This window comes from Shinella sp. G-2 (assembly GCF_050172695.1).
Lineage (GTDB): Bacteria > Pseudomonadota > Alphaproteobacteria > Rhizobiales > Rhizobiaceae > Shinella.
Genome location: NZ_JBBEYH010000046.1, coordinates 1 through 10411, shown reverse-complemented (window position 1 = coordinate 10411; position 10411 = coordinate 1). Strand labels below are relative to the sequence as shown.

Annotated in this window: 6 protein-coding genes and 3 pseudogenes; 4 read left to right on the top strand and 5 right to left on the bottom strand. The window is 58.4% G+C overall.

Translation table 11 applies throughout. The features are described from left to right. Positions 1 to 141 precede the first annotated feature (141 nt). The 3 genes from V8U06_RS28720 to V8U06_RS28710 all read right to left on the bottom strand — a co-directional run bounded on the left by V8U06_RS28720 (position 142) and on the right by V8U06_RS28710 (position 3369). A complete protein-coding gene (locus tag V8U06_RS28720) occupies positions 142 to 1521 on the bottom strand; it encodes an NAD(P)/FAD-dependent oxidoreductase (RefSeq protein ID WP_427143581.1) in 1380 nt (459 codons plus the stop codon). Between the two features lie 17 nt (positions 1522 to 1538). After that, positions 1539 to 1883, bottom strand: coding sequence for a RidA family protein (locus V8U06_RS28715; protein WP_427143580.1), 345 nt, complete (start codon positions 1881 to 1883; stop codon positions 1539 to 1541). A 124-nt stretch (positions 1884 to 2007) separates the two neighbouring features. Next, positions 2008 to 3369: a flavin monoamine oxidase family protein gene (locus tag V8U06_RS28710; protein ID WP_427143579.1), complete on the bottom strand. Its 1362-nt coding sequence runs from the start codon at positions 3367 to 3369 to the stop codon at positions 2008 to 2010. A gap of 458 nt (positions 3370 to 3827) precedes the next feature. On the opposite strand from V8U06_RS28710, the pseudogene V8U06_RS28705 reads away from it, so the two are divergent. Together V8U06_RS28705 and V8U06_RS28700 are read left to right on the top strand one after the other, a co-directional pair. Further along, positions 3828 to 4410, top strand: a pseudogene (locus V8U06_RS28705) (maleate cis-trans isomerase family protein); the annotation flags it as partial. Continuing rightward, a pseudogene (locus tag V8U06_RS28700) lies at positions 4388 to 4738 on the top strand (transposase); the annotation flags it as partial. The pseudogenes V8U06_RS28705 and V8U06_RS28700, both read left to right, overlap by 23 nt. Positions 4739 to 4822: 84 nt before the next feature. On the opposite strand, the gene V8U06_RS28695 reads toward V8U06_RS28700, so the two are convergent. Both V8U06_RS28695 and V8U06_RS28690 read right to left on the bottom strand, forming a co-directional pair. After that, positions 4823 to 5431, bottom strand: a complete 609-nt coding sequence (locus V8U06_RS28695) for a YqhA family protein (RefSeq protein ID WP_427143578.1) — start codon at positions 5429 to 5431, stop codon at positions 4823 to 4825. Between the two features lie 139 nt (positions 5432 to 5570). Beyond that, positions 5571 to 6023: an SgcJ/EcaC family oxidoreductase gene (locus V8U06_RS28690; protein WP_064334239.1), complete on the bottom strand. Its 453-nt coding sequence runs from the start codon at positions 6021 to 6023 to the stop codon at positions 5571 to 5573. Positions 6024 to 6320: 297 nt separating this feature from the next. On the opposite strand from V8U06_RS28690, the pseudogene V8U06_RS28685 reads away from it, so the two are divergent. Both V8U06_RS28685 and V8U06_RS28680 read left to right on the top strand, forming a co-directional pair. Continuing rightward, positions 6321 to 7607, top strand: a pseudogene (locus V8U06_RS28685) (IS701 family transposase). A 1928-nt stretch (positions 7608 to 9535) separates the two neighbouring features. Beyond that, positions 9536 to 10411: Re/Si-specific NAD(P)(+) transhydrogenase subunit alpha (locus tag V8U06_RS28680; RefSeq protein WP_427143577.1), on the top strand; the 876-nt coding region annotated here is incomplete at its 3' end.

The following is a 10411-nucleotide window of genomic DNA, read 5'->3' as shown; positions in this document are numbered from 1 at the left end:
CCAGAACATCAACTGGGTGCCGCCGCAGGGCGGCGAAGGCCCGGTCTATCCGAACATGTGAATTTTGCACAGCATCGGCTTATAAAATAGATGATGTCTTCTCCGGCAACCGTTTCGTATGTTGCCTTTAGGCAGTGCACCTCATTCTGGTGCCTCGAAAATGGAGCCCACCAGTTGCCGGCGAGCCTTTCTCCGCAGCGCGCTCCAAGCCAGCCCCTTGCCCAGATAGTCAAAAGGGGTCGGCGGCCATTTCCGCGGCGTCCGGTTGACGATCCAGAAATCGGTGAGGTCGCTGCTGACGTCGTTGAGCATGTGCGAGACGGTCTGGCCGTGCAGATGGTTGATCGCCAGCCCATGGCCCCAGCACCCGCCAACATAGATCACGCGCCGGTCGCCGAGCGTCGTCAGGTGCGGCACCAGGTCCATCGTCCCGGACATGTGCCCGCCCCAAGTATGGGCGATGCGAATATCGCTCAACTGCGGGAAAATCCGCTTGAGATGCTGCAGTGAAACTTCTCCGCCCTCCGCGCTGGCCGTCGGCTCCATTTCGCCGAACATCGAGTGCCCGCCGTAATAGATCCAGTAGAACTGGATACGACCGTCGGCGGTGGGCGCCATGTAGTGGAACAGGTCGAGCGTACTTTCGATCGCATTGCCGCGCTGCCAACCGATCGCCTGCCATTGTGCGGGCGTCAGGCGCTCCGTCACCGCGCCTCGTGCGAAGACCGGGGATTGAAACCGGCGTAACTCGCGTCCGACAGGGCCTTCAAGCATGTGGGTGAAAGCGTTGGTCGCGATCACCACCGTGCTTGCAAGAATCTCCCCGCGCGGAGTGACGATCCGGACGCCCGATGCCAGGCGCTCGATGTGAATGGCGGGGCTGTTTTCGTAGACACGCGCGCCGGCGGCCTCCGCGAGGCGTTTCAGTTCGCGCACCTGCTTGCAGGGGTTAAGCAGGCCAAGATTGGGATCGAACAATGCCGCCTTGAAATTCGGATTGCCGGCAAATTCCGCCTGCAAGCTAGGCCCGTCCATCCACTGCAGCCCCTGCATGCCGAACTCGGAGTACATCGCCTGCAGGGCGCGGGCGTCGTCTACCCAGCGTTCGTCGAAGGCCACCCGCATCAAACCCGGATGCCGGTAGTCACACTGGAGCCCGTTGCTCTCGATGATCTCGCGTGTATAGACCATCGCGCGCAGACAGTAATCGAACGCCGCCTTCGAGCGCTCGAGGCCGTATTTTCGGCGGATAGTGAACTGATCCATACCGAACTGCGGCATGATCCAGCCAGCGGCGCGGCCGCTGGCCCCGAAACCAACGATCTCGCCTTCGATCAGCACGATGCGGCCGGTACCGTCCTTCGCCGCATGCCAGGCAGTGGACATACCGGCGATCCCACCGCCAATGATGGCGACATCGCAATCGATCCGCCCATCCACGGCATGGTTCGGGGCATACATGCCGTAGTCATGCAGCCAGAAGGATTTTCCCGAATGGGGCGCTGATCCGTGAGCCTGCATGATCACAGTGCCTCGTGTCAGTTTGACTGGGGGAGATAGGCGACGGCCGTCGTCTCGACGCGGATCGCCGGGCTGGTAAAGCCGACTACTTCCATGCCCGCGACCGAGGGCCCCTCCTCGCCGTAGAAGGCCTGGCGATGCGGGAACAGCGTCTCGTTGAACTCGTCCACACTGACATTGTAGTAGATGGTTTCGCTGACCACATCGCGCGGCGCGCCGCCGGACTTTGGCAGGATGCTGCCGAGGATCTCGTAGATCCGCTTCATCTGCGCGGCCGGGTCGTCGGCATGGATTTCGTTGCCTTCGTCATCTGTGGACGTCAGGCCACCGATGAAAAGATAATCGCCGGCACGAACGGCCATTGACATACAATAGTGCTTCTCCATCTCAGGAAGCATGTGGAAAAATAGCGGTTTCTTTGGCATGTCAGTTCCTGGTCGAAAATTAAGATATGATCAAGGCAGTGTGGCTTCACTCGATGCGGCGTTAGCCAGTGAGACCGGGCGGCGCCTTAAAGCGACGTGAGGACGTTGGGTTTGAGGCAGAGCGCATTTCAGTTTCCACCTTGTCCGCAGTTAGCAGGCCGGACTCGATTGCGCCGTCCATAAAGCCTACCCAATTTCGCCCGAGATAGTCGCCGGCGAAATGGACATGGCCGTCCGGCGTCTTGAAGGCCTTTGCGATCCGCACGTTCTGTGTCGGCCGCGCCATGTGCCAGGTGCCAAGTGAGAACTCGTCGTTTGCCCAGTCGTGCCCGGTGGTCGAAACGGCCTTCAATTCGGGGTGAAGGCTGGCAAGCACCGCGTTGACTTCGTCGAGGTTCTTCGGGTCGAAAGCCGCGCCATCCGTGCCGAAGCCGACGTAGATGCGGGTTTCGCCCTCTACACGGATGGGGTTGAGGAGGCTAAGTGGTGTGCCGGGCGGAGCGATGACGGCATGGCCGGTGGCTTCGCCTTCCGTGCGGAACAGTACTTTCATGCCCTTTGCGGCATGTTCCTCGTGCGAAAGGACTAGTTTGTCCTGCGCAAGCGCCGGCGTGAACCGGATGTTTTTCAGACAGTTCATCGGGACGGCGCAGACTAGTTTCTTCGCCGTGAAGCGACGGCCGTCACGGGTCGTTGCTGTGACGCCGCGCTCGTCCTGCACCACGTCGGCGACGGGGGAGTTGAGGCGGATGTCGAGATTGGCGCGTTCCGCCATATAGGTGATGAGGGATGTAACGCCACTGTCGACCTTGTAGCGGGCGAGGCAATCGATCATCAGCCCAATATCCCAGCCGGAAATGGACCACCAGCGCAGCTGGGACAGGTATCCGGACTGGTCCAGCGGCGCGTTCGTCTGGGCACTCACCTCAGCGGCGAAGGCTGCTTTCTCGAGCGGCGATAGGCCCATCCGGTCGAGTACGTCCTGAACGCTCAGCGTGTCGAGTTCCTCAGCCTCTGCGATCGCTTCGAGACTGTAGGGCCTGTCCATGCGCGGACCATCCGGCGTATCGCCGGCGAATTTCTTCCAGGCACTTTGAAGGATCGCCCGGAACTCACGGAACTCGATGTCCTGCGGCTTGCCGTCTACCCAGATGGTGAGCGGCGGCAACCAGGGATCTTCATGCAGCTTCAGGCCGGAGCGAACGAATTCTGCCCAGACATAGGGCTGGAACCAGTGGATCCACGTACAGCCCAACTCAACCTTATGGCCGTCGAGGTCCGACGTCCAGGCGCGCCCGCCGATGCGATCTCGCGCCTCAAGCACGGCGACCTTGTGGCCGTTGTTCTTCAATTCGCGGGCCGCCGTGACGCCGGCGAAGCCGGCACCAAGCACGATGACGTCGAAATCGGTTTCTTGTTCCATGCAAATTCCCCCTCAATGACGGCATGCCGTGATCGGTGACGGGCTCGCCGATGCGGCAGTCGCGATCTTGTGAAGCCCGTAAGATCGCCTCCTCAAGCGCCCGAATTTATTATTCAAAGTTATATTACGACTGGGTATACGGCAAGCACCGTTCAATCTCTGCGCGCCATTTAGATGTCGCCGTTTCTAATAAAAGGTTAGCGCGGAAGGCGGGCGATGAGGCTGGGAAACTTGAGAAAATAACTTTTCAATCAATCTGTTGACGCAAATCGCTTTGAGGGCCACCCAAAACTCTCTCTGGCCGGATGGAATAATGAAAGCATTTGGCGTTTGGGGGCTTACCTTGTCTTGATATTTCACGGTATGAATAATTAATGTGGTGAAACCTACTCGAAACAAGGGTCCAGCAAATGAAGCGCTTTCGTATTGGTCAGATCGTTCCGAGCTCCAACATCACGATGGAAACGAAAATACCGGCACTATTGCGGGCTCGCGAACTCGTGTCGCCAGAGCGGTTCACTTTTCACTCCTCCCGCATGCGGATGAAGCATGTAACCGCCGAGGAATTGAAGGCCACAGGGACAGCGACCATTGCCCCTCGAACTTTCGGACGCGCGCGTCGATGTTATGGGTTATGCCTGTCTGGTAGCAATCATGGCAATGGGGCATGGCTACCATCGCCAGTCACGGGAGCGCCTGCACAAGGCGACGGTCGACAACGGCAATCCGGCACCAGTGGTGACGTCGGCCGGTGCGCTGGTCGAGGGCATCCAGGCGATGGGCGCGAAGAAAATCGCGCTCGTCGCGCCTTACATGAAGCCGCTCACTGAGCTCGTCGTGGACTACATCCGCAACGAAGGCATCGAGGTCAGCGTCTGGCGGGCGCTGGAGATCTCTGACAACCTCGCGGTGGCCGCCCACGATCCGATGAAGCTGCCCGGCATCGTCCGTTCGATGGACACAAGCGATGTCGATGCCATCGTGCTGTCCGCCTGCGTTCAGATGCCCTCGCTGGCGGTTGAGCGCGCCATGGATCGTCAATGCGCCGATGAACTGCCGCATCTTCGAAACATGGGTCGACACCCAGCTTGCCCCGACGTTGTCAAAAGGCGATGTCGTCATCCTCGACAATGTCGGTTTCCATAAAAGCGAGCGTGCCGAACAGTTGGTCAAGGCGAAAGGGGCGTGGCTTCTCTTCCTGCCGCCTTATTCGCCGGACCTGAACCCCATCGAAATGGCATTCTCAAAACTCAAAGCGCTTCTGCGAAAGCGAGCCGCTCGAAGCTTCGATACGATTACGCAGGCGCTCGGCGACATCATGGGCCTCTTCTCAGTCGCAGAATTCCTCCGTGAGAAGGCCGAAGGTTACATCGAACTGCGCCACTCGCTCGGCTACTCTTTTCAGCAAACACGCCGGCACGTTGCAGGCTTTCGCCCGCTGCGTTGAACGCGCTCAGTTCGATCCGCCCGCCACCCGGATGATGGCGAGGTCGCCCCACAGCAATCTTGGCTCTCTACTCACGAGGGGATGCTGCAGCGCCAATGCGATGCAAGCTATGCGTGTTTTCATGATATTTTCAAGCAGCCCCATCAGCAAAGCGGACACCACAAACGCCAGATGTATACCGGTCAATACCATGAGCTGGGAGCTCTCGTATTGGCCCGCGTTCAGAAAAATTTGAAGCAGATGTATCGACGAGATAGCAACGATGGATGAAGCGACCTTGATCTTCAAGCTCCCGGAATCAAGCTTACCCATGAACGAGACCTCGCGGTCGTAGTGTTTCTCCGCTTCATCAAATCGACTTACGAAGTTCTCGTAGCCAGAAATCATCACCATAACGATCAGCCCGCCGACCAATGCGCCATCAATCAGCCATAATATAGACAGGATCATGTCTTCTGCGCTGTCATCCAAAACAGAACCCGCTAGCTTGATGAATTTCCATCCGAATGAAACGCTATAGAGCGCCAGCGCTGCAGCTAATCCAAAGTAAAAAATAACGAGTATCCAGCGTCTATACAGAATGACGCGCTCGATGAGCATTTCCAATGACTTCATAACTATACATATCTACTCGGTTTCTGGAGAGGATGCATCGTCGATTTTATATTTGCTTCAGGAGATTAAAGGTTCGGCGCCCGTTCTCTGATTGCAAAGGGAGGCGGGAGTGCCGGTGATTCAGACACTCCCTAAAAGCTCAGCTAGGCTCTCTTTCAGGCATGGCAGAAGAATGATGCGACGAAATCAGCCATTTGCCGTTCTTGAATTCGTAGGTGAAGGTATAACGCGCAGGGACCTCGGTGCCGTCCTTCAACGTAAAGGTGTAGATGCCCGTGTCGATGGCATCGTTGCAGCCGAGTTTGATCGTCCGGCTGTCGATTTCCCCCTTGGGATGCTTTTGCAGGAATTCAGCGAAGTATTCGGCGCGTTCCTTCTGGGTCAGGCGTGGTTTGTTCGAAAGCGTAGGCAGAAGAAGGGCATCAGCTGCATAATTTTCTACGACCTTTTCGGGATCAAGCGTCGATAGAGAGGCATTCCATCGATCAAACAGATGCTCGACCTGTGTTTTAGTGATCGGCGTGCATTCGGTGGCAAGGGCCGGCGTCGCCAGCAGAGCCGCGAAGGAAGCGGCGAGTAAGTGTCTTTTCATCTCAGTCTCCATCAACGTTTGTTTTCTATCCGCAATGCGGAGGCGCGACGTAGTTATCCCAGCCTATGCAGTCCAGATCGTTCCGAATGATTTGTGGTCGCCGGGCGCGAACAGTGCGCGATATGGATAAGTTGAGCGCAATTGGGAGCTCTTCGGCGGCGGAAGTCGGCTCGGCGGAGCGATATCCGGTTGCTTAGTCTTACTGAGTCACAAATCCTGGGATTCTCGCTGAGCAATGCTGTGCTAGCGTAAGCGATTCGTAGTCAGCAGGAGAACGCTGAGATGAATGGCCTGAGCATGGGAAGTGAAGCAGCCTTTGCGGCTTATGTCCATAAGCCGGTCGATGTGATCGGGCACGCCGATCGGGCGGAGCCGCTCAACGATTATTGCCTCGGACTAATGCTACCGGTGGACCGCAAGAGTGTCGAGGCTCTGGCGGCGGCGACGGCGCCAGCGCGGGCATCGGCCAACCGTGTCTGACGAGGCTCTCCTGGCGCGGGTTCGTGACTTGGTGCTGCCGCTGATCGAGCAGAATGGGCGTATTGAGGCTTAGATCGTGGATGACACCGGGTTCCCCAAGAAGGGCAAGCATTCGGTCGGGGTTGCGCGGCAATATTGCGGCCAGCTCGGCAAGCAGGACAACTGCCAGGTCGCGGGCAGCCTCTCGATCGCCAACGTCGCGGCGAGCTCGCCGATTGCCTATCGGCTGTATTTGTCCGAGATCTGGGCCGATGATCCCGCGCGGCGGCGCAAGGCGAAGATCCCTGACAGCGTCGCGTTCCAGACGAAGCCCGTAATCGCGCTCGACCAGATCCGCGCCGCTCAAGCGGACGGAGTTGCGCCCGGCGTGGTTTTGGCCGACGCCGGCTATGGCGCGGACGGCGCATTCCGCACCGGCCTGTCGGCGCTCGGCCTCGACTATGTCGTGGCAACCGACACTTATTAGTGTCTGGCGACCCAGCGAGGAACCATTGCAGCCCAAGCCCTGGCGTGGAAAGGGTCGGCCAACCCCGCTGATGCGTCGCAGTCCTGAACACAGCCCGATATCGGTGAAAGCGATGGCACAGGAGCTGCCGCACGAAGCCTGGCAGACCATTGGCTGGCGGGAAGGAACGAACACTGATCTCAGTTCCCGCTTTGCCGCCGTGCGCGTCAGGCCCGCCTCCAGGGGTTACAATTTGACTGCCCCCGTGCCGAGGAATGGCTGCTGATCGAATGGCCCGAGGGCGACACCGAGCCGCTCAAGTACTGGCTCTCCACTCTCGCCGCCGACGCTTCGCTCGCAACGCTCGTCAGCACCGCCAAGCTACGCTGGCGTATCGAGCGCGACTATCAGGAACTCAAAGCAGGAACTCGGGCTCGGCCATTACGAGGGGGCGCGGCTGGCGCGGCTTCCATCATCATGCAAGCCTTTGCATTGCCGCTAACGGATTCCTCATCTCCCAAAGGGAGAAGATTCCCCCCTCAGCGCCGAACAAAACCAAAAACCGCCCGGAACCTAACGTTCCCGAAGGTTACCGACCCCGCGGATCCCCCGATCCGACCCGAACGACACACGCCAAATTCGATCGCAACCGTCCGTAGGCACTTGACCGTCGCACTCAGTCGCAACCTTCAGAGATGTCCATGCTGCACCAGGATCAATGCCGCTAAAATCTACAAACTTGTGACGCAGTAAGATTAGCAGGCTGTTTAAAAAGAAGCTGGCCTGGAGGCTTTCGCCGTGATTTCACTCACGTCGAGTTTTGGAGTCATGCATGCGCGGCGGCGATGTGAGGGCGGGTGAACTCTTCAGCTATGTCGATCTGGAGGATCGAGTTCGTCGTGATCATCCACTGCGCAGAGCACCGCCCGCCTCATGTCCGTGCCCGGCGTGGGACCGCTATGGCAGTCGAGGCTTTCGCGCCCACCATGGTGACCTTCAATGACGACCAAGAACGAAGATTACAAGGATTCCGCTCTGGCTGCAGCGTAGCAGGTGATGAGCTAAAGTCAGGACGGATCGTCGGCGTGTGAGGAGGTCAGCGAACGGTAAGGACGAAAATCGGTGAGAGTAGGGCTCGTCGAGCTGACTTTGCACGAGGTCCGCGTAGCTCCATACCGGCCAGCGGTCGTATCCGTGGCACCCCTGGTCACGGTGGCTCGTTCAAGTCCGTGAGATGCTGTCCAAAGGGCGCTGATTTTCTGCAGTTATTCTGGTGCTTCCTCTAATCGACTTCTAGAAATCCCTCGAGGATCGATCTGCGAGTCATTGTTGGCGCAGCCTACCGGTCCCGCACGTCGATCTTGCAAGCCTGAAGGCTTTGGCAGGATTGTCGAAAGATGCTCTTGCGTGATCACAATCTGCGTTAATGGGCGCAGCATTGGTCTCTCACGGAACGAGTCGGAGAGATATCCAGCCCCGCCAGTCCATGACATATCAGTTCGATCTGTTTTCGGCCCGGGAAGACAGCGGGGACCCTGCATTGGCCGGAGGAAACACACCAGGCGCTGACGGCGCTCATGGTGTGCGCGTTCTTCGATCACGCAAACTGCGTGGGGGTGCCTCACACCAGAAGGAAGCCGGTCATGATGCATGAGAAGATCGGCCCGCATGAGCGGAAGGCCGTCCTATAAGTTCGGTTGTCCACGGCTCACCAGGTTCTCCACAATCGCGAAAGCGGCGCCCTCCAATATTCCACGCGCGACCGGCTGGCAGCGCCTGGATAGGCGCACATCGACACTACCAACGGGGCGGGCGTCAACCAAGTGCTCATCTGCTGCTTTTTCGGCAGCAGGGAAGAACCGTTTCATGACGCCTTCCGTCCAGTGGAGGAGTGTTACTTGCCGGGGCGGCAGCAAGTTCTTTGGACGTACGCCCGGCGGCTTCGGTTATACTGCCTCCGGCCATTAACCTCTGCTGGTGTCCAAATATGGCGGACCTCGGATTAATTATTCAATAGTATAAAAGATTTCCGCTACGAATCCCCATGTACGTGGACAATTCTTGATGAGGTTGACAATTTCAGCATTGTTAATTATTCAAGAATGGAATAAACATGGGACATGGTACGATAGAGATGTGCTTTTTATCTATTGAACAACCATGCCACCCCGACGCTGGCTCGGTTGGGCGCTCGCAGCAATCGGTGGTCCGCGCGGCAAGGCGATCGTGCCACTAGAAAGTCCAAACCTTGATCATCCGCTTGGCCGTGTTTCCGATGGCTTGAATGCCGCGCCGATTGCGGGGTCGCACGACCCCTTTCGACAGGTCAACTTCGGTCGTCACCGGCGAAGCGGCCTGGATGCGCCCGACGAATTCGGAGGCCGTGCATTACCTCGCAAGCCTCGCTGCCAAAGTTGATAATACACCTCTGGAAGAATTAGGATTTATGGGAATACCCACTTGATGATGTGTGAGATGAAATTCCGACGCCATCCCCGACACGATAGTGGCTTGGATGGACTTTCAAGATTAACAAAGAAACCTCTTACCACGCGATAAACCGATAATTTCGAGAGGTATAATAAGTATGTCAAACAAGGTTGGGGCACCTCGGGAGATCAATACGGGCGAGTCGCGTGTGGCGCTGACACCTGACAGCGCCGTGCAACTTGCGAAACTTGGCTATAGCAGCATCATCGAAACGGGTGCTGGCGTTGCGGCTGGTTTCTCCGATGATGCCTATCGCGCCGCAGGCGTTGAGGTGGCCCCGTCGGCAGAGGCGCTGTGGGCTTCGGCAGATGTGGTCGTCAAGGTACGGCCGCCCGAACCGAGCGAGGTCGCGTATCTGTCTGCGGACAAGACGCTGATCTCGTTCTTTTATCCCGGCCAGAATACCGAGCTGCTGGAGCTTGCCAAGGCGAAGGGCGCCAACGTCATCGCCATGGACATGGTTCCGCGCATTAGTCGCGCCCAGAAGATGGATGCGCTGTCGTCGATGGCCAATATCGCCGGCTATCGCGCGGTGATCGAGGCCGGCAACAATTTCGGCCGGTTCTTCACCGGCCAGGTGACGGCGGCCGGCAAGGTGCCGCCGGCAAAGGTCCTGGTGATCGGTGCGGGCGTTGCCGGTCTTGCCGCGATCGGTGTCGCCACCTCGCTTGGTGCACAGACCTATGCCTTTGACGTGCGTCCCGAGGTTGCGGAACAGATCGAGAGCATGGGAGCCGAGTTCGTCTATCTCGATTTCGCCAATGGTGAGGGGGGAGGTCAGCAGGATGGCGCTGCCACCGGCGGCTATGCGGCCCCGTCTTCGCCGGAGTTCCGCGAGAAGCAGCTTGCCAAGTTCCGCGAGCTTGCGCCTCAGATCGATATCGTCATCACCACGGCGCTGATCCCCGGTCGCGACGCGCCCAAGCTGTGGCTGGCCGACATGGTCGCGGCGATGAAGCCGGGCTCCGTCGTC